At 68.7% G+C, this 18,407-nt stretch carries 17 protein-coding genes; 13 read left to right on the forward strand and 4 right to left on the reverse strand.

What is annotated here, in order from left to right; genetic code table 11:
• Window positions 1–229: 229 nt before the first annotated feature.
• A complete protein-coding gene (locus tag A9A59_RS10215; RefSeq protein ID WP_098504171.1) occupies window positions 230–1,144 on the forward strand; it encodes a methionyl-tRNA formyltransferase in 915 nt (304 codons plus the stop codon).
• Here the strand turns inward: A9A59_RS10215 and A9A59_RS10220 are convergent.
• The 3 genes from A9A59_RS10220 to A9A59_RS10230 are packed head-to-tail and all read right to left on the reverse strand — an operon-like array spanning window position 1,141 to window position 5,646.
• Window positions 1,141–3,276: a S9 family peptidase gene (locus tag A9A59_RS10220; RefSeq protein WP_098504172.1), complete on the reverse strand. Its 2,136-nt coding sequence runs from the start codon at window positions 3,274–3,276 to the stop codon at window positions 1,141–1,143. The two genes, A9A59_RS10215 and A9A59_RS10220, sit on opposite strands and share 4 nt — an antisense overlap.
• Window positions 3,273–4,658, reverse strand: a complete 1,386-nt coding sequence (locus tag A9A59_RS10225; RefSeq protein WP_098504173.1) for an aminopeptidase P family protein — start codon at window positions 4,656–4,658, stop codon at window positions 3,273–3,275. Before A9A59_RS10225 ends, A9A59_RS10220 begins: the two co-directional genes overlap by 4 nt.
• A gap of 22 nt (window positions 4,659–4,680) precedes the next feature.
• A complete protein-coding gene (locus A9A59_RS10230) occupies window positions 4,681–5,646 on the reverse strand; it encodes a helix-turn-helix transcriptional regulator (protein ID WP_133117592.1) in 966 nt (321 codons plus the stop codon).
• A 176-nt stretch (window positions 5,647–5,822) separates the two neighbouring features.
• Between A9A59_RS10230 and A9A59_RS10235 the strand changes: the two genes are divergently transcribed.
• The 6 genes from A9A59_RS10235 (at window position 5,823) to A9A59_RS10260 (ending at window position 11,936) form a co-directional block, all read left to right on the forward strand.
• Window positions 5,823–6,338: a DUF3090 family protein gene (locus A9A59_RS10235; RefSeq protein WP_165772654.1), complete on the forward strand. Its 516-nt coding sequence runs from the start codon at window positions 5,823–5,825 to the stop codon at window positions 6,336–6,338.
• 46 nt (window positions 6,339–6,384) lie between these two features.
• Entirely contained in the window at window positions 6,385–7,884 is a 1,500-nt protein-coding gene (glpK, locus tag A9A59_RS10240; RefSeq protein WP_098504176.1) for a glycerol kinase GlpK, read from the forward strand.
• A complete protein-coding gene (locus A9A59_RS10245; protein WP_098504177.1) occupies window positions 7,869–9,437 on the forward strand; it encodes a glycerol-3-phosphate dehydrogenase/oxidase in 1,569 nt (522 codons plus the stop codon). Before glpK ends, A9A59_RS10245 begins: the two co-directional genes overlap by 16 nt.
• Window positions 9,434–10,231: an SIR2 family NAD-dependent protein deacylase gene (locus A9A59_RS10250; protein WP_278286878.1), complete on the forward strand. Its 798-nt coding sequence runs from the start codon at window positions 9,434–9,436 to the stop codon at window positions 10,229–10,231. Before A9A59_RS10245 ends, A9A59_RS10250 begins: the two co-directional genes overlap by 4 nt.
• A gap of 134 nt (window positions 10,232–10,365) precedes the next feature.
• Window positions 10,366–11,292: an alpha/beta fold hydrolase gene (locus A9A59_RS10255; protein ID WP_098504178.1), complete on the forward strand. Its 927-nt coding sequence runs from the start codon at window positions 10,366–10,368 to the stop codon at window positions 11,290–11,292.
• The gene (locus A9A59_RS10260; protein WP_098504179.1) at window positions 11,289–11,936 is read left to right on the forward strand and encodes an alpha/beta hydrolase; all 648 of its coding nucleotides are present in this window, start codon (window positions 11,289–11,291) and stop codon (window positions 11,934–11,936) included. Before A9A59_RS10255 ends, A9A59_RS10260 begins: the two co-directional genes overlap by 4 nt.
• Window positions 11,937–12,022: 86 nt before the next feature.
• Here A9A59_RS10260 and A9A59_RS10265 read toward each other — a convergent pair whose 3' ends face one another.
• Complete coding sequence (locus A9A59_RS10265) at window positions 12,023–12,235, reverse strand: large ribosomal subunit protein bL28 (protein ID WP_098504180.1); 213 nt, start codon at window positions 12,233–12,235, stop codon at window positions 12,023–12,025.
• Between the two features lie 86 nt (window positions 12,236–12,321).
• Here A9A59_RS10265 and A9A59_RS10270 point away from each other — a divergent pair, with 86 nt between their 5' ends.
• The 6 genes from A9A59_RS10270 (at window position 12,322) to A9A59_RS10295 (ending at window position 17,719) form a co-directional block, all read left to right on the forward strand.
• Window positions 12,322–13,956 (forward strand): DAK2 domain-containing protein, encoded by a 1,635-nt coding sequence (locus A9A59_RS10270; protein ID WP_098504181.1) that lies wholly within the window; start codon window positions 12,322–12,324, stop codon window positions 13,954–13,956.
• The gene (locus A9A59_RS10275; protein WP_133117593.1) at window positions 13,953–14,321 is read left to right on the forward strand and encodes a cupredoxin domain-containing protein; all 369 of its coding nucleotides are present in this window, start codon (window positions 13,953–13,955) and stop codon (window positions 14,319–14,321) included. The genes A9A59_RS10270 and A9A59_RS10275 overlap by 4 nt, the downstream gene beginning before the upstream one ends.
• 166 nt (window positions 14,322–14,487) lie before the next feature.
• Window positions 14,488–14,604, forward strand: a complete 117-nt coding sequence (locus A9A59_RS14465) for a LuxR C-terminal-related transcriptional regulator (RefSeq protein WP_098504183.1) — start codon at window positions 14,488–14,490, stop codon at window positions 14,602–14,604.
• A gap of 882 nt (window positions 14,605–15,486) precedes the next feature.
• Window positions 15,487–16,383 carry a hypothetical protein gene (locus A9A59_RS10285; RefSeq protein ID WP_133117594.1) on the forward strand — a complete coding sequence of 299 codons (897 nt, stop codon included), beginning with the start codon at window positions 15,487–15,489 and terminating at the stop codon, window positions 16,381–16,383.
• A 221-nt stretch (window positions 16,384–16,604) separates the two neighbouring features.
• On the forward strand, window positions 16,605–16,808 hold the full coding sequence (locus tag A9A59_RS10290; protein ID WP_098504185.1) for a response regulator transcription factor: 204 nt from the start codon (window positions 16,605–16,607) through the stop codon (window positions 16,806–16,808).
• Between the two features lie 92 nt (window positions 16,809–16,900).
• Entirely contained in the window at window positions 16,901–17,719 is an 819-nt protein-coding gene (locus tag A9A59_RS10295; RefSeq protein ID WP_133117595.1) for a hypothetical protein, read from the forward strand.
• The last annotated feature ends 688 nt before the right edge of the window (window positions 17,720–18,407 follow it).

The raw sequence follows: 18,407 nt of genomic DNA on the forward strand, positions 1-18,407 counted from the left end.
GGAAGTGTGCTCCTGCGGTGCGAAGTGTGGAGAACCCGGCCGTCAGGAGGCACGGCGAACACGGGCGACGTGCGTGGCGTCGCCCGGGATGACCTCGACCGCGCAGAACGGATGCATGCGGCAAGTGTACGGGATGCCGGGCCCGCGGTCAGCGACAGGCCCAGGGTGGAGCGGAGATGGGCGCCCGAGGTAGGCTGACGCAGCCGGGACCTCCGGCGGGGAGCTCGAGATGCGTGTCGTCGTGATGGGGCAGGCTGCGTTCGGCGAGGCGGTCTTCCGGCGGCTGCGAGACGACGGGTTTGACGTCGTGGGCGCGAGCGCTCCGGGGCCGTCGGGCGGGCGGCACGATCCGCTCTGGGCTGCTGCTGAAGCGGCCGGGGTGCCGGTCGTCGAGACGCGGGCGCTGAAGGATTCCGCCGGGCAGGAGGCATGGGCCGCGCTCAAACCGGACCTCTGCGTGATGGCGTTCGTGACGGAGATCATCCCGCATGAGGTGCTCGAGCTTCCGCGGCTGGGGAGCATCCAGTACCACCCGAGCCTGCTCCCGCTGCACCGGGGCTCATCGGCGATCAACTGGGCCATCATCTTCGGAAGGACGGAGACCGGGCTGACGATTTTCTGGCCGGACCGTGGCATCGACACGGGGCCGATCCTGCTCCAGCGGCGGTGCCCCATCGGTCCGGACGATACGGTGGGGTCGGTCTACTTCGAACGGCTTTTCCCGATGGGCGTGGAGGCGATGTCGGAGGCGGCACGGCTCGTACGCGAGGGGCGGGCGCCGCGCATCGAGCAGGACCACGCGAAAGCGACGTACGAGCCGCCCTGCAGGGACGAGCACGCCCAGATCCGCTGGTACGAGCCGGCCGACCGGGTGTATGCGCTCATCCGGGGCTGCAATCCCCAGCCGGGGGCGTGGACAACGGTGGAAGGCGGCCGGCTGCGGATCTTCGACTGCCGCCTGACGGGGGAGGAGGCCCCGGGCATGCCGGGCCGGGTTCTCCGGGTCGACGAGGGCACATTCGACGTGCGCCTGAACGGCGGAGTGCTGCGGGTCATGCGCGTGCAACCGGAGGGAGAGAAGAAAATTCCGGCCGGAGAGTGGGCGGCACAGGCCGGGATCGCGCCGGGCTACCGGTTCCGCTAGCGGGGCCGGAGTTCGCGCAGGAGGAACTCGATGACGCGGCGCTCCTGGTACTCCAGGCCGCGCTGGTCGCGGGGCATGTGCCGCTCTTCGGGAAAGATGAGCAGGTCGTACTCCTTGCCGGCCTCCGTGAGGGCCACGATGAACCGCGCCGTGTGGCGGAAGTGCACGTTCTCGTCGGTCATGCCGTGGACGAGGAGAAGCCTGCCTTCGAGCCGGTGGGCATGGGTGATGGCTGAGCCGTCCCGGTAGCCCTCCGGGTTGGCGGCGGGAGTTCCCATGTACCGCTCGGTGTAGGCGGTGTCGTAGCCGTCCCAGTCGGTCACGGGTGCGCCGGCTACCCCGACGCGAAAGACGCCGGGCGCCTTGAGCATGGCCATGAGCGTCATGTAGCCGCCGTAGCTCCAGCCGTAGATGCCGACGCGGGAGGTGTCGAGGCCGCCGAGCCTCGCGAGATAGCGCACGCCCGCGACCTGGTCCTCGACCTCAACGGTACCCATCCGGCGGTGGATGTGGGCTTCGAAGGCAAGGCCGCGGCCGGCGCTGCCGCGGTTGTCGAGCTTGAAGACGGCGACGCCCTGCTGGACGAGGTACTGGATGCGGAGGTCGACGGTTAATGACCAGTCGTCGATAACGCGCTGGACGTGGGGGCCGCCGTAGACCGAGACCACCACCGGCACCGGCCCTTTGGCAGCCGGGGGGCGGTAGAGGGCGCCGTAGAGCAGGGTGCCGTCGTCTGCGGTGACCTCGTGGAACTCCGGGACGACGAGCCCGAGGCCGGCGGGGGTCAGCGCTTCGGGCCGGTGCACCTCGACGGTCCGGCCATTGCGGAGGTTGCGGGCGATGACGCGGGGCGGTTCGGTGCGGCTGCTCCATGCGTCAAGCAGCCACTCGCCGCCCGGCGCGAGGACGCCGGTGTGCCAGCCCGGTTCACCGGTGAGGCGCTCCATCGGATCTCCGGTCAGCGGCACGCGGTACAGGTGGCGTTCGAGCGGCGACGCCTCGGTCGCCGCGAAGTAGACGAAGCCGCCCTCCTCGTCGACGCCCAAGAAGGAGGAGACCATCCACGGCCCGGCTGTCAGGACCCGTTCGAGGGCGCCATCAGGTGAGCGGAGCTCGAGGTGACGGAAGCCCGAGCGCTCAGTCGACCATACGATGCGCCCGTCCTTGAGGAAGGTCGTTTCGCCGGCGAGGTTGATCCAGGGTTCCTGGTACTCGTCGATGAGCGTCCGGGGGGCGGCACCGCCTTCAAAGAGGAGGAGGCGCAGGCGGCGCTGGTCGCGGGAGAGGAGCTGCACCGCGAGGGCGCCATCGGGCCGCCAGCCGACGCGGGCGATGTAGATGTCGCGGTCAGTTCCGAGGTCAAGCCAGGTCAGGGCGCCGGTGGCCACATCGATGACACCGAGATCGAGCAGGGCGTTGGCCTGGCCCGCGAACGGGTAGCGGTGGCGTTCGACGTCGATGCCGGGGCGGCCCTGGTGAACGATAGGGTACTCGGGGATGTGGCGGGAATCGGCGCGGATGAACGCGATGCGGGAGCCGTCGGGGCTCCACCAGAACCCGCGGTCGCGGTCCAGCTCCTCCTGGGCGATGAACTCGGCGAGGCCGTTCGTCAGCCCATCCTCGGCGTCGGAGGTCAGGCGGCGGGGGTCACCACCCCGCGTCTCCTGCACGTAGAGGTCGCCCTCACGGACGAAGGCGACACGGTCGCCGGCGGGCGAGAGGTGAGCGTCGATGGCGCCGTCGGACCCGGGGAGCGGCGCCAGTTCGCTATCGCCGATGCGGACCCAGAGGCGCCCGCCGCCGGGAACGAGGAGTATCGGGGCGGGCGCGGCCGTCGCGAATTCGTACGATGTGACACCGAGTTCGCGGAGGCGGGCGCGTTCGCGCCGGAGCTCTTCCTCGCGGGAGAGCGCGCCCTCTGATGTGGTGGCCGGAGGCGGGCCGGCGAGCACCTCGCGGGCGCCGGTTTCGAGGTCGAGCCGCCAGAGGCTGCGGACCAGGTTGCCTTCGGCGGAGTAGAGGAAGGTCACCGCGCGCCCGTCCGGGGTGAAGCCGAGGCCGCCGGGGACGTTCGCGCCCGGGCGCGGAAATCGCGCGACATCGGCAATGGTGAGCCGGGGCGGCTGCGTCACCGGTCGAACGCCTCCTGGCGGAGCGCTTCGATGGCAGCGATGTCCGACGGCAGGCCAGCAGTGAGAACTTCAGCACCTTCCTCGGTCACCAGGATGTCGTCCTCGATGCGGATGCCGCCGAACCCACGCAGGGCGTCGACGCGGTCCCAGTCGACGACGTCGCGGTACGTTTCGCGCCTGGCCGGGTCATCGAGGATGGCCGGGATGACATAGATGCCGGGCTCGATGGTGACCACGTAGCCGGGCTGGAGGGGGAGGTCGGCCCGGAGCCACTTCAGACCGAAACGGTCGCTCGGGGTTCGACCGCGGAGGCAGCCGCCGGCATCGTGTGTGGCCAGGCCGAGCAGGTGACCGAGGCCGTGGGGGAAGAACAGGGCGTGGGCATCCATTTCGACGAGGTCGGCGGGGTTGCCGCGGAGGATGCCGAGATCGGCGAGGCCGGCGGCGATCCGTTCGCAAGCACGGAGGTGGAGGTCCCGGTACTCGACGCCGGGGCGGGCCTCGGCGATGGCAGCGCGCTGGACCTCGTACACCAGCCGGTAAAGGTCGCGCTGGATGCCCTCGAATCGGCGGCCCGCCGGGAAGGTTCGGGTGACGTCACTGGCGTAGCCGTCGACCTCGGCGCCGGCGTCGATCAGCACGAGTTCGCCATCGTTCAGCGACCGCCGGGTCGGCGCGAAGTGGAGGACGGCGGCGTTCGGGCCGCTGCCGACGATAGAGCCGTAGGCTGTGCGGTCGCCGCCGCTGCGGAAGAACTCGGCCTCGAGTTCGACCTGGAGGTCGCGCTCCGTCATCCCGGGCCGGGCGGTGCGGAGTACGAGGAGGTGGCCGGCCCGGCTGGCAGCCGCGGCGCGGCGCATCGCCTCGAGCTCATCGGGGTCCTTCGCACGGCGGGCCTCGGCCACATCCCAGGAGAGGCGCCCGGCGAGCGCCGCATCGTGGGCGGTTTCGAAACGTTCGAGTGCCGGCAGTCGGTAGTGCCCAGGCCGATGGAGCAGGTCGTCATTGCCGATGACGGCGAGCGGCTCGGCGCGGCGCACTTCGAGCCAGCCGGCGAGGGATTCGATCGGTCGAATGTCGAGGCCGGAACTGGCACGCAGGGCGTCGAGGTCGGGACCGTCGCCCGTCCAGATGCGGTCGTCGGGCGTGGGAAGTGTGACGAAGAGCTCCCACCCTGTGGCCGGGTCGAAGGCGAGCACGCTGGCAGGTTCGCCGACGCCGGCCAGGTAGCGGAACTCGGGGTGTGCGTGGAACTCGTGGAACTGGTCGGTTCCTGCGATTGGGACGGGCAGGCCGCTGGCGACCAGCACGGCGCCGCGCTCGAGCGCCCAGGCCCGGGCGACGCGGTCGCGGCGGCTGCTGACGAGGGCGGCGGGGTTCACGTCCGCCAGTGTAGCGGAGGCGTCAGGCGTAGCGCTCCGCGGCGGCCTTGAGGAGGTCGGCTACCCGGCTGCGGAGCTCATCCGGGGCGACGACCGTCGCTTCGGGCCCCCAGCTCAGCACCCACGGGGTAATTTCGAGCAGACTGGGCAGCGAGACTTTGAGCCGGACGCCGCCGCCGGGGAGCGCCTCCAGCTCCTGCGAGACGTGCCAGTAGCTCTCCCGGATACGTGCGGCGACTGCCGGCGTGAAGTCGATAACGACGTCGTACCGGGCCTCGCCGAGGACCACGCCCCCCCAGCTATGGCGGAGGGTCTCGGCGAGTTCGTCGATATCTACCGGGTCGAACTCACGCTGGAGTTGTTCGACCGACCGGATGCGGTCGACCTTGAAGACGCGGACTTCACCGTGGGTATGGGAGTAGCCGACCAGGTAGGTGCCGCTTTCGGTGTGGTCGAGGATGTAGGGGTCGACCTCGTAACGGCGGGGCTCGGAAGCATGGGCGGAGCGATACTCGATGGCGACCGAGCGGCTTGCGGCCCAGGCCTCGGTGATGCGGCAAAGGACTTCGGTCGCCTCGCGGTTGAACGGGAGCTGCTGGTATTCGCGCACGGTGCGCTGCATGTGCTCGGCCATGCCTTTCGGGAGCGCGTTGGCGACCTTTTCGAGGGCTGTGAGGGCATCCGGGTCGTGTTCGTCGGCCGAGCGGAGCATGAGCCGCATGGCGAAGTACACCGCACGGCCCTCCTGGAGCGTCAGCCGGACCGGGCCGAACAGCGGCTGGTGCCCCTCCATTATCCGCCAGCGGCGATTCTCGATGACGAGCGGGACATTCAGCTCCGTCTCGAGTGCCTGGAGGTCGCGCTGGATGGTGCGCTGCGAGTAGCCGGTCTCACGCGCCAGTTCCATGGTCGAGACGCCGTTCGGGCGCCGGACAAGGATGTCGCGGATGCGGATGAGCCGGGTCGAGCGACGGGTCTGTTCGGTCATGCCGCTCACCTCCCTGGTGTGGCGTTGTGGATGGGCACAGTACGTCTCGCAGGCGACAAATTTTGTCGCGTTTTCCGGGGAAAGCGCCGATATTGTGAATTTTCTGCACGGCTCGCCGGCGGGGTAAAGGACGCATGGCCGCGACGGGAGGGCCGGCCTGCCCTACGATCGCAGGGATGGCACGCACGCACGATCTGGGTCACCTGCTCCACATCTCCGCGGAGGCGATCGGGAGGCCCGGGCAGCGCCGCTTCCGGCTGCGCGTCGTGAACGGCGCGGGGTTCGCCGCGTCACTGTGGCTCGAGAAAGAGCAGCTGAATGCGCTCGGTGATGCGATCGAGACGGTTCTCGAGGACGAGGGGTACGAGTACGTGCCGCTGCCGCCCGACGACGCGCCGCCAAAACTTGAGGCGCCGCAGTCGTTCGACATCGACATCCAGCTCTTCCAGCTCAGCATGGGCGTCAACGCCGAGGACCGGCGCATTGTCCTGATCGCAGCAGATGGGCCGCCGGACGCAGATGCAACCACAGGGCTGACGATGGAGTTCGATTACCGGAGCGGCTATGAGCTGCGCCAGCAAATTGCCGAGGTGATTGCGGCCGGGCGGCCGCTCTGCCCGCTCTGCACAGCGCCAATGGACCCGGGCGGGCACATGTGTGTCCGACGAAACGGGCACCAGCGGGAGCTGTGAGCGGGGCAGGATTCCGCAGGAGCGGGGGGTTCGTATACTCCCGCACATGACGCCCCCGTACATCCTTGCTATCGACCAGGGAACGACCAGCTCCCGCGCCCTCATCGTCGATCGGACCGGCGCAATCGTCGGGATCGGCCAGCAGGCGCTTACCCAGCACTACCCGCAGCCCGGATGGGTAGAGCATGACCCCGAGGAGATCTGGACCACCACCCTCGAGGCGATCGTGGTCGCGCTTGCCCAGGCCGGCCTGGCGTTCCGAGACCTTGCCTGCATCGGCCTGACCAACCAGCGCGAGACCGCCGTGGTTTGGGAGCGCGCAACGGGCGCACCGATCCACCGGGCGATCGTCTGGCAGGACCGCCGCACCGCAGGCATTTGCGAGGATGTGCGGTCGGCCGGCGAGGAGGCGCGAGTTCGGCGGGCGACGGGGCTGACGCTCGACCCGTACTTTACGGGCACCAAGCTGACGTGGCTCTTCCGCCACGACCCGGGGCTCCATCGGCGGGCGCAGCTGGGCGAAATCTGCGCCGGGACTGTTGACGCCTGGCTGACCTGGAAGCTGACGGGGGGCGCCAGCTTCCTGACGGACTTCACGAACGCGTCGCGCACCCTGCTGTTCAACGTCAGGCGCGGGCGCTGGGACGATGAGCTGCTCGACCTGTTCGAAGTGCCGCGGGCAGCGCTTCCCTCAGCCGCCCCGTCGCAGTCGCAGTTCGGGTTTACAAGCGAAGAGGAGTTCGGGAGCCGGGTGCCGATTACTGGGGTTGCGGGCGACCAGCAGGCGGCGCTCTTCGGGCAGGGCGGATTCGCCCCGGGCGTGGCGAAGAACACGTACGGAACGGGCTGCTTTCTGCTCTCGAACGCCGGGCCGAAGGCTGCTGTCCCGGAGAACGGGCTGCTGCTCAGCCTCGGCGCGGGGGCAGGACCGCAGGGGCCTGAATACGTCATCGAAGGATCGGTGTTCGTCGCCGGGGCGCTGGTGCAGTGGATGCGGGACGAACTCGGGCTGATTGCCCGGTCGTCCGACATTGAACCGCTGGCGGAGAGCGTGCCCGATACAGCGGGGGTGGTCATCGTCCCGGCATTCACCGGCCTGGGTGCGCCCGACTGGGACCCGCACGCCCGGGGCGCCATCCTCGGGCTGACGCGCGGGGTGACGAAGGCGCACCTTGCCCGGGCGGCGCTGGAGGCGATCGCCCTCTCAAGCGCGGAACTGATTGAGGTGATGAACGAATCGCTGCCGGAGCCCATCCGGGAGCTCCGGGTGGACGGAGGTGCGGCGGCAAATGACCTCCTGATGCAGCTGCAGGCCGATTTTGCGGGCATCCCGGTGCTCCGCCCGCAGTCCACCGAGACGACGGCGCTCGGGGCGGCGTACCTCGCAGGGCTGACCGCAGGCATCTGGTCTGGCACCGACGAGGTCGCGGAGCTGTGGCGACCCGAGCGGGTGTTCGAGCCCCGGCTGGGCAGCGCCGAACGCCACCGGAGGCTGCGCGAGTGGCGGCGCGCGGTGGAGCGGACGCTCGGATGGGCAGCGAATTGAACGCGCGCGACCTCGCCTCCGGGGAGCCGCTCGACCTTGCCATCATCGGCGGGGGGATTAACGGGGCAGCGATCGCGCGTGCGGCTGCGGCGGGCGGGCTCCGGGCGGCGCTCTTCGAGGCGAGCGACTACGGGTTCGGGACCACGTGGAAGTCGACGAAGCTCATCCACGGCGGGCTCCGCTACCTCGAACACGGCGACGTTGGGCTGGTGTTTGAATCGCTCCGGGAGCGGGCGTGGCTGCTGCAGACGCGGCCCTACCTCGTGCGGCCGCAGCGGTTTCTGCTGCCGCTGCTGCCGTGGACGCGCCGGCCGGGGTGGCAGCTGCGCATCGGCCTCGCCACCTACGACCTGCTCGCCCTGTACCGTGCGGTGCCCCCGCACCGGCCGCTCAGCCGGGAGCGGTTGCGCGAACTCGCGCCCTATTTGCCTGACGAGACCCGCGGCGGGTTTTCTTTCTTCGATGCGCGGGTGATCGCGCCGGAACGGCTGACGTGGGAGCTGGTCCGGGAGGCGCGGCAGCTCGGTGCGGCCACGCTGAATCACACGCCGGTGGTCGCCATCAACGCCCCGGGCGGGACCGTCGAGACGGTGGTGGTCGATGCCGGCGGCGAGCACGTCACGATTCCTGCGCGGGCCGTGGTCAACGCAGCCGGCCCGTGGGTAGACGCCGTGAACCGGCTGGGCGACCTGCCGCCCCCGGAGCTGCTGGGCGTCACGCGCGGGTCGCACATCGTCGTCGAACTGGACGGACCGCCCGGGCACGATGCAGTCTTCAGTACTGCGAAAAGCGACGGGCGCGTGTTCTTCGCGGTGCCGCAGGACGACCTGCTGCTCATCGGCACGACTGACGAGCGGTACGACGGAGACCCCTCTGCGGTGCGGCCCACGCCGGAAGACATCGACTACCTGCTGACCGAAGGGCAAACGCTCCTGCCGGGGCTCGACATTCGGCGCGAGCGCATCCGTTACGCCTACGCCGGCCTGCGGCCGCTGCAGAAGGTTGCCGGCGGCCCGGAGGCGGCGATCACGCGGCGGCACGCCGTCATTGACCACGGGAAGCTGGGCGGGGCGAAAGGGATGTACAGCGTGGTCGGGGGGAAGCTCAGCACGTTCCGGCCGCTTGCGGGCGACGTCATCGAAGCGGTGACCGGCCGGAAGCCGCAGCGCTGGCTCGCAGCCCCGCCGGCCGGGTGGCGGGAGCGGCTGCTTGGCCTCGACCTTCATCACCCGGCGCGGCGGCATCTGCGGCGATACGGTGGCGACGCGGCAGCCGTCATCGAGCTTGGCCGCGAGGTGCTCTGTCCGCACGCGCCAGGGTTCGAGGGCGAGGTGCGATTCGCGGCGCGCAACGAGCAGGCGCGCACGGTCGGGGACGTGCTCCTGCGGCGAACCGGCATCGGCTGGGCGCGGTGCCGGGGGCTCTGCTGCCATGAGCGGGTCGCGGCCATCCTCGCGGAGGAGCTGGGCTGGAGCGCAGTCGAGCGCGACCGGGCAGCGGCCGCATACGCCGCCGAAGTGGCGTATCATCTTCCGGTAGAGGGGACGGCTTGACTTCCACCCGGCATCTGCTTTCGGACCCGGCGGTCGAATCCGCGCTCCGGCAGGCTGCAGCACTCTTTCGGCGCAGCCAGTACGCTGTCGCACTGGTCGGGGCCGGGCTCTCGGCCGAAAGCGGAATCCCGACGTACCGGGGCAGCGGCGGCGTCTACGAGCGGTTCAGCGAGCCGACCATCGACGGCTGGGAGCTGTTCGTCGCCGACCCGGCGGAGTGGTGGCGCCAGGCGATCGCACACGAAACCTCGGGCTCGCCGTTCTCAGAGGCGATCGACCGCGCGGCCCCGAACCCGGGGCACTACGCCATGGCCGACCTGGAGCATATGGGGCGGCTTGCCCACGTCATCACCCAGAACATCGACAACCTGCATGCGATGGCGGGTTCGCGGCGGGTCACGGAAATCCACGGGAACCGGTACAGGGTGCGCTGCATCGAATGCGGCGCGCGCGAACGGCTGGAGACGGTGAACCTCGACCGGCTGCCGCCGTCGTGCCCGGTGTGCGGGGGGCTGTACAAAAACGACGTAGTCATGTTCGGTGAGCCGATCCCGCGTGATGCGCTGGAGGAGTGCTACCGGCAGACCCTCGCCGCCGACCTGTTCCTCACCGTCGGGACCAGCGCGGTCGTCTACCCCGCCGCAGACTTCCCGGTGCTGGCGAAGCGGCGCGGCGCTCCGCTGATCGAGATCAACCCGGAGGAGACGGCGCTGAGCGAGATCGCCGACGTTATCATCCGGGCCCCCGCAGGCGTGGCCCTGCCGGCGCTGGTCGACCTGCTCCTCGTTCCCTGAGCGGCCCGGTCCGTTTCCCCGGCTCGCCTTGACCGACAACGCCAGCGGGCGGGATGCTCCGATCGTGCGTTGCCCCCGGGGCATTCGCCCGAGCTCTCTGCTCTCTCACGACGTCCCAAGGAAGGTGAAATGGTATGACCGCACCGGTCATCGATGAGCCGCGCTTTCTGAGCTACCCCGGCGCGCGGCGCCCCGACCGCCATCGCTGGGTGGACTCCTACGGTGTGCGGCTGCACGTGTGCGAATGGGGCGATGCCGATGGGCCGCCCCTGTTCCTCGTCCACGGCGGCTCCGACTTTGCCGGGACGTTCGATGTGTTCGCTCCGCTGCTCGCCGATGCCGGGTGGCGGGTGATTTCGTGGGACCACCGAGGCCACGGCGATTCGGACCATGCGGCCCTCTACAGCTGGGATGCCGACGTGCGGGATGCGCTATCCGTGCTCGATTCGACCACGCCCGACGCCGTGCCGGTGGTGGCGCACTCGAAGGGCGGCGGCATGATGCTCCAGCTGGCTGAGGCGCTGCCGTACCGCCTTTCGAAGCTGGTGGTCATCGACGGGCTGCCGAGCCGGGACCCCGCCCCGGACGTTTCGGACCACGAGCACCGGCGATTCACCCAGAAGACGCTCGCGGAGTGGCTCGACCACCGCCGGGCGGCGCACATCACCCTGCGCAAGCCGGGAACGCTGGAGGAGCTGGCCCGCCGGCGCAAGCGGATGAACCCGCGGCTGCCGGATGACTGGCTGCGCTACCTGGTGACGATCGGGGCCCGCCGGGACCCTGACGGCTGGCGGTGGAAGCTCGACCCGGCGATCCGGTTCGGCGGCTTTGGCCCATGGAGCCCGGAATGGTCGCTGCACCGGCTGAAGGAGCTGCGGGTGCCGCTGCTGGGCCTGACCGCGACGGTCGAGGAGGAGATGGGCTGGGGCACCAACCACCGTGCGCTGCTGCCGTACCTGCCGCCGCAGGCGGAGATCATCCCGTTCGAGAACACGGGGCATTTCATTCACATCGAGCATCCCCACCGGGTGGCCGAGCTGGTGCTGGAGTTTCTGCGATGACGGTCTTCCTGCAGCACAACCGCGTAAAGCTGGCGCTCCACACCCTCCGCGAAGGGACCGGCCCGCGGCTTCTCCTGCTGCATGCGCTGGGTGAGCGCTCACCGGCCGCGGTGCCAGGCGGCCTTGCTGAGTGGCCGGGCGCCGTGTATGCGCTCGACTTCACGGGGCATGGGGCATCAACGGTGCCCTCAGGCGGGGGCTACACCGCTGAAGTGCTCATGGGTGACGCCGATGTTGCGCTGGCTGCCATCGGGCCGGCGACCATTGTGGGCCGGGGGCTCGGGGGATACATCGGGCTGCTGCTGGCGGGCGCACGCCCGCGGGAAGTGCGCGGTGTGGCCATCCTCGATGGGCCGGGCCTTGCGGGCGGCGGCGACTGGCCGGGGCCGTCCGTCGTGCGCGGCGTCCCGGGCGCGCACGCAGCGCCCGACCCCTTCGCGCTCGTCGAACTCGGGTCGGACCTCCGGCCGCGCGAGTATGTTCGGCGGTTTGCAGAGCTTGCGACGGCCGAATGCCCCGTACCGAACCCTGTCGCGGTGTGCGGGCGGCAGCGGCCTGCCTGGCTGCAGGCGGCACTGGAAGTGCCGGGCATCGTCGAGGAGGAGCTGGGGGCGGCGCTCCGGCGGTTCGCCGCGGCCGGGTAGGCAGGGCGGGCCGTGCCCGCAGACACGAGTGCGGCCGGCTCCCCTGAGGGGAGCCGGCCGTTCGGCGCAGGGCGCTGTGCTATCCGCTAGACGGACTTGGTCATGGTCTTCAGGCAGCGCGTGCAGATATTGACGCGGAGCGAGGCGCCGCCGAAGAAGATGCGGTGCTTATGCACGTTGGGTCGGAACGTCCGCGACTTCTTGGTCGCCTTGCGCTCCCAGCGGCCGCCGTGGGTGTGGCGAATGTGCCGGCCGAACTGGGTTGTCTTGCCGCAGACGTCGCATGCTCCACTGGCCATGCGTGATGCTTCCTTCCGTGGCAGAATCGAAATCTCATGCTAGCACCGGGATTCGATAGCGGCCAAACTGGGCCGGGTGGCGGCGCGTGAGCGGTGGCGGGAGCCCGGTGCCCCGGGTGGATGGCGATGCGTTGCGGGCGCTCTTCGAAGCGGGCGCTGCGGCTGTCGCAGCGGCGGCACCGGCAATTAACGCCATCAACGTGTACCCGGTGCCGGACGGCGACACGGGCTCGAACATGGCGGCCACGCTCCGCGAAGCGGCGGCCGCCGCGAAGGAGGTTTCGCCCGGGAGCAGCGCAGCCGAGGTGGCCGAGGCAGCGGCGCGCGGAGCGCTGTACGGGGCGCGCGGGAATTCCGGCGTCATCCTCTCGCAGGCGCTGCGGGGGTTCGCGAAGGGGCTTGCGGGCGCCGCGGAGCTCGATGCGGCGCGGCTCGCGGCAGGATTGCTGGCCGCAGCCGAGGCCGCATATGCCGCCGTCAGCCGGCCGCAGGAGGGAACGATGCTGACGGTGCTGCGCGAAGCGGCGCAGGCGGCGCAGGCGGCCGCCGCTCAGATGCCCGGCGAGGGCGCGGGACTCCCGTGCCTCGCGGTGCTGGAGGCAGCCGCCGCTGCCGCGCGGGAGGCCGAGGAGCGGACCATCGACCAGCTGGAATCGCTACGGGAAGCGGGCGTCCCCGACGCAGGGGGCGAGGGCGTATGTGTCTTGCTCGGGGGCATGCTCGCGCAGTTGAAGGGCGAGGAGCTGCAGCTCGAGGAGTTCGGCGCAGGCGGCCACGCCATGGAGTTTGCTGCGGCCCACGCCGGCGACACGTACGGGTTCTGCACCGAGTTTGTGCTCGAGCCCGTCACCGGGGCGGTGCTCGACCTGCCTCGCGTCAGGGCCCTGGCCGAGGGGCTGGGGCAGAGCGTGGTGGTCGTGGGGGACGAGCGGCTGGCGCGGGTGCACGTTCACACGGAGCAGCCGGATGCGCTGCTCGCGGCGATGGCGGACCTGGGCCGGCCGGAACGGGTGAAGGTCGACGATATGGACGCCCAGCGCGCCCGGTTTGAATCGGCGGGGAGCGGCGCCACGGCCGCCGTCGGATTGCTGGCATTGAGCCGGGGCGCCGGCTTCGACCGGCTGTTCGAGAGTCTCGGTGCCCGGGTGGTGGACCTTGGGATGGTCGAGAAGCCGGCCGCGGGGGATATCGCGCGGGCCGCTGAGCGCATTGGGACAGCGGACGTCATCGTGCTTCCAAACCACAGGAACGTGCTGCTCGCGGCCGAGCAGGCGGCGCAGCTCGCACGCTGCACGCTGCACATCGTGCCCACGACAACTCTCCCGCAGGGGGTCGCGGCGGCGCTGGTGTTCGACCCCGGGGCGCGGGCGGCAGAGCTCGCCGACCGGATGGCCGGGGCTGCGCAGGCCATGCGGACGGTTGAGGTAACGCGCGCAGCGGCGTCGCGGACGGCGGACGGCGTCCGCGTGGAGGCGGGCCAGGCGATTGCGGTGGTCGACGGCCGGCTGACGGCGGCCCGAGACAGGCTCGAGGACGCGCTGGCCGAGGGGCTGGCGGCTGCGGGCGCAGGACCGGGGACGCTGGTAACGGTCTATGTGGGAGAGGGCGGGGATGCCGGCCTCGCGGGTGATACGGTGCGCCAGCGGTTCCCCGCCGCAGAGGTGGAGGTCATCGACGGGGGGCAGCCGCTGTACCCGTACATCGCATCGGTGGAGTCATGAGGGGGCGGAGCGCCGTCATCGCAGTTTGCCTGGCGGTCATGGGGAGCGCCTGCAGCGGCGGAGCGGGTGCGCCGGAGGCAACACCGACGAAACCGGGCGCACTGCCGGCGAACCTGACGACGATCACCGTGACTGACTTCCGCTTCCAGCCGCGAAGTCTGCAGGTGCCGGTCGGCACGCGGGTGACCTGGAGCTTCCGCGGGAAGGAGAGCCACCGGGTAACGGGCACCTTTGCGGGCGAGGAGGTGGATTCCGGTGAGCTGCGGAGCGGCAACTTCGAGTTCGAGTTCACCGAGCCCGGCGTGTTCGCCTACACCTACGGGGTGCACGGAGCTGCAATGTCCGGGCAGGTCATCGTCCGGTAGCGCGTCCCGGCACCGGGCGGTTCTTTCGTTCCTGTTATGGCAGAGCCAAGACTGTTGTGGTATACCGTCCGCGGCACTCCGGGAGCGGAGCGGCCGGAGGTGACGGGATGCACCAGGGGCAACTCAGCCCGCGGGAGCGGGAAGTGGCCGGGCTCGTGGGTGCGGGATGACGAACGCTGAGATCGCACGCTTGCTCGGATTGAGCGCGTCCACCGTGAAGCACTACGTCGAGTCCGCCATGCGCAAGGCTGGTGCGACGAACCGTATCCCACTGGCGATGTAGCTGCGCGACCAGCAGGATGGGGCCGGATGACCCCCGGCCGATCGGCGGGGGCCAAAGAGCCGTATTGCGGGGCTACGTGGCCTGTTTGTACGGTGCTGCCCGGCGCCGACCACTGCTGCCCTCCTGCCACCGACAGACTTCTCCAAGGGACAAGCTACAATGCAAGGCCATCTTCAACCTCGGAGGCACGCCGTATCGCGGACTCTCCTTTCACTGGCATCAATGCTGGCTGTTGCGGGAGCCTTTGTGGCAATGCTCGATGTCGCGCGGGCAGATTACACGCCTCCGGCCGGACCGTATAACCACGTTGTCGGGCCTAACGGCGCTCAAGTGCAGAACCAGGGAACTCCGCTTAGTCCGTCGGACGCGGTGGGTGCGTGAAACTCCTGGACCGGAACTTCGAAGCTCTCGTTAGGTACGTCCTGTGCAGGAGTCTGTATCATCTACGCGAACTCTGGAGCTACGCTATACTACACATCATGTGTCGTACCGTATCCTTCATCAGGTGCCTGGGCAGACCTTCGCATAGCCGCAGGAACATCGGAAAACAACTTAGGGTGCACATCGCTCGGATCCGACACGAACCCGATTTTCGTAGTCAACTATTATAGTGCTCCCAGCTATAGCCATCTGCACGCTAAGCGGCACGAGATGGCCCATGCCCTGGGACTGAACGACACCTCGACATCATGCTGGGCGTGGTGGGTTGGATATCAACCTTTGATGAACAACGGAACCTTTGGCACCTGTTCAGGTTTCCCCTACAACTACACGGCTTCCAACAATGAAGTTGCGGCGGTCATCAGCCGTAATGGCTGGTAGCCCGAAATCGGCAGTTTACGGAGAGAAACAATGCGAATCATTACACTGGTCAGCCTGGCGTTGCTTACAGTCGCCTTTGGCGCTGCGCCGGCTGCAGCCCAGGCGCCCGCGCCGAGTGTCCGCGCTTCTTCGCCGGTGAACGTCGTCGGACGAGATGGTGCGATGAACGTCGTCGGCAACCTCCCGGCCTCCTGTGCAGGTCGGGAGGTCGAGGTCGGGCTCTTCATCCGCGACCGCGGCGACCCGAAGGTGATCACGCCGTTCGAACCCTCAAACACCGCTCGAACGAACGCCGCAGTATCAGCCGCCGGGACATTTTCGGTCTCATTCCCGCTCCCTCGGGAGCTGCCGGATGGCCCCACCCGCGTGTGGCCGGGAGTCCAGGGCGAGTGCCTCGACGCTCCCGTCGTCGATGATTCGCTCGGTGTCGAGCTGGCGGTCCTCGACCCGGGGCGCAACCCCGGGAACACCTCCACGATCCTCCTGTCATCGGCCGCACTGGCCAGCCTCTCGAACGGGCCCGACAGGACCTCGCTCGGGGCCTTCCTCGGTTCTGTAGAGGTGCGTGCGGACGGCGAGCGTTGCACAGGGGTCGCGACTAATGGCGTATCGGCAGGCTCGCCGCCGCTCGCTTTGCGACTCGGCGAGGCGGGCCAGCCGGCCGCGTGCTCGAGGGCCGGCGCCCGGCTGACGTTCTTCAACAGCCGCGGCCAGCGGCTCTTCGTGGAAATGGAACTGATCCCCGGGGTTACGCGGTTGCTGGACAACTTTGCGGCCGCGCCTCCCGGAACGGGTGACCCATCGCCGGTCGGCGCCGCGCCCAACCCGCCTGCAACCGGCCAGCTTCCTGGCGACGAATCACGTAGGTTCACGCCCCTGGGCATCGCAGGCGCCGGACTCGTCGCGCTGGCAGCACTGCTGGGCGCCCTGGGGTTTGCAGTTCGCCACAGAGCCTGAACGAGGGGCCCGCGCAGCGGAATTCAGCCGACCCCTGCCCAGCGGCGGGGGTTCGCTGCTATTGCCGATGGGTCCGGGTTGGCACTCCTGTGCTCTTCTTGCACTCGTCCGCTGCAGTCGCGGCCAATCGCCCACGTTTACTCTCAAGTGATGGAGGCGACCCCGGATTTGTGCTATTACATCCCCCGGCACTCCGGGAGCGGAGCGGCCGGAGGTGAAGGATGGACCAGGGACAACTCAGCCCGCGGGAGCGCGACGTGGCGAGGCTGGTGGCGAGCGGGATGACCAACGCGGAGATCGCACGCTCGCTCGGATTGAGCGCGTCCACCGTGAAGCACTACGTCGAGTCCGCCATGCGCAAGGCTGGTGTCACGAACCGTGTCTTGCTTGCCATGTGGCTGCGCGACCGGGAGGGAGCCGGTTGATCCCGGCCGATCGGCGGGGGCCGAAGAGCCGTATTGCAGACTCGGTCGGCTGGAGCGACGCTTCCTGACGCATCCCTCGGGGGAGGAACGAGATGCGATTCATCTCTCAAGTGCGGCAGCGACTGTTCGGCACTCTGATGCGTCCGCGCACCGTCCTCCTTACCGGGCTCGGTCTGGCGGCGTTCCTCTCTGGCTTCATACTGATGCGTGGAATCGTGGGCAGCGGCATTTGGGACCCAGGTAATTCCGCCGTCGCCGACCCCGGACCTGATTCGGGAGTCGGCAATCTGACAGAAATTCCCGTGAAACCGGACCTCACAACCACACCGCCGCTCGAACCGTGTTCGCCCGCCGCGTATCCGCTGGATTCCGCGGGCCGCACCGTGTGCGACGAGAACACCCGGGGAAAGTTCGAGGGCACCATCGCCGGTTTGCGCATTGCACCGGACAGCACCGGGTTCGGTGAGCACACCGTGCCCTGTAAAGAGCCCGCGAGGCGCATCGCCGACACCGACACCGTCGCCGGGAGTTCGATGGACATCTTTGTGCGCGGACTACCAAAGGGCTGGTCCGATGCACCGGGTACCGGCTACACAGCCTGGGCCTGCGACGGCCGGGTGGTTACGTCCGACCGACTTGTCAGCATCGCACCTGCCGTGACGGTCCACATCGTGAAGTACTTGCGCCCCGAGGCCTGGGCGGCTGTTGCGGCCTCGCCAGAGCGCTTCTCGACGACGACTGTCGCTTCGAACCAGGTCATCGTCGTTGCAGGCATCCCCGGGCTTGAGTCCGTTGATGCACGCGTTGTGTTCGCGGAGAAGTCGATGGAAGGATTCGCCGTGACCGAGGTCATCGGTCACGGGGCAACCGCCGCCCAGCTCGTCCAGGTCGCCTCGGAGTTGCTGAAATGAACGTCCGTCTCCCGTCTTTTCTGTTTGCCATCTTGCTGGCCGCCGGTGCAGCTATGGGAGCTTTTTCGCCGAGACCTGACGCTGGAGCTACTACGGCAGCCACCATCTACATCTACGCGGGCGTTGATTACGGAAATGCCTATCTGACGTGCGGTTGGCATCTTGACTGCTCAGCTTCCCCCATCGCTAAGGAGCGAGGCCTTGACTTCATCGCGACAAGTGACCCTTATTGGACCGCGCGCGCCTTCTTTCATGGGTGGGGATTCAATACTACCGCTTCACCGACTTTCATTGGGTATATGCTAATCGGAAACGATCCGGCACCAGGAAATTCAAACTGCCCGGCCACATCCGTGAAGATTCACAATCAGTCAGCTTATCCGAAATCTGGCATGTACTACATACATAGTTCAGCAATCAACAGCGGGAGTTGGTATACTCTCTATGGTCGCAATTTTTCTTCGGGCGGATATTGGAATACCCGCCACGTCGGGAATTTCGCACAAACTGGCAGCTGCCCTTCGGCCCCACACATCATGACCTGGTACGCGAGCCTTGACGGCACGTACAACGTGCTGCCGCGGGATCCCTGGTACAACTGCCCGTTGGCGGCACCAGTTTTTCCCTGCACGACAGCGACGTACCAGCAGCTTCCCCGTGACCTATCCGACTGGATCTACGTGACGCA

The organism is Tepidiforma thermophila, assembly GCF_002563855.1.
GTDB lineage: Bacteria > Chloroflexota > Dehalococcoidia > Tepidiformales > Tepidiformaceae > Tepidiforma > Tepidiforma thermophila.

Bases quoted from the DNA above. Each gene is read 5' to 3' on its own strand.
- A9A59_RS10235 (WP_165772654.1), top strand. From the start codon at position 5,823: ATGGCACGCACGCACGATCTGGGTCACCTGCTCCACATCTCCGCGGAG.
- A9A59_RS10275 (WP_133117593.1), top strand. From the start codon at position 13,953: ATGAGGGGGCGGAGCGCCGTCATCGCAGTTTGCCTGGCGGTCATGGGG.
- A9A59_RS10260 (WP_098504179.1), top strand. From the start codon at position 11,289: ATGACGGTCTTCCTGCAGCACAACCGCGTAAAGCTGGCGCTCCACACC.
- A9A59_RS10215 (WP_098504171.1), top strand. From the start codon at position 230: ATGCGTGTCGTCGTGATGGGGCAGGCTGCGTTCGGCGAGGCGGTCTTC.
- glpK (WP_098504176.1), top strand. From the start codon at position 6,385: ATGACGCCCCCGTACATCCTTGCTATCGACCAGGGAACGACCAGCTCC.
- A9A59_RS14465 (WP_098504183.1), top strand. From the start codon at position 14,488: ATGACGAACGCTGAGATCGCACGCTTGCTCGGATTGAGCGCGTCCACC.
- A9A59_RS10265 (WP_098504180.1), bottom strand. From the start codon at position 12,235: ATGGCCAGTGGAGCATGCGACGTCTGCGGCAAGACAACCCAGTTCGGC.
- A9A59_RS10255 (WP_098504178.1), top strand. From the start codon at position 10,366: ATGACCGCACCGGTCATCGATGAGCCGCGCTTTCTGAGCTACCCCGGC.
- A9A59_RS10230 (WP_133117592.1), bottom strand. From the start codon at position 5,646: ATGACCGAACAGACCCGTCGCTCGACCCGGCTCATCCGCATCCGCGAC.
- A9A59_RS10290 (WP_098504185.1), top strand. From the start codon at position 16,605: ATGGACCAGGGACAACTCAGCCCGCGGGAGCGCGACGTGGCGAGGCTG.
- A9A59_RS10245 (WP_098504177.1), top strand. From the start codon at position 7,869: ATGGGCAGCGAATTGAACGCGCGCGACCTCGCCTCCGGGGAGCCGCTC.
- A9A59_RS10295 (WP_133117595.1), top strand. From the start codon at position 16,901: ATGCGATTCATCTCTCAAGTGCGGCAGCGACTGTTCGGCACTCTGATG.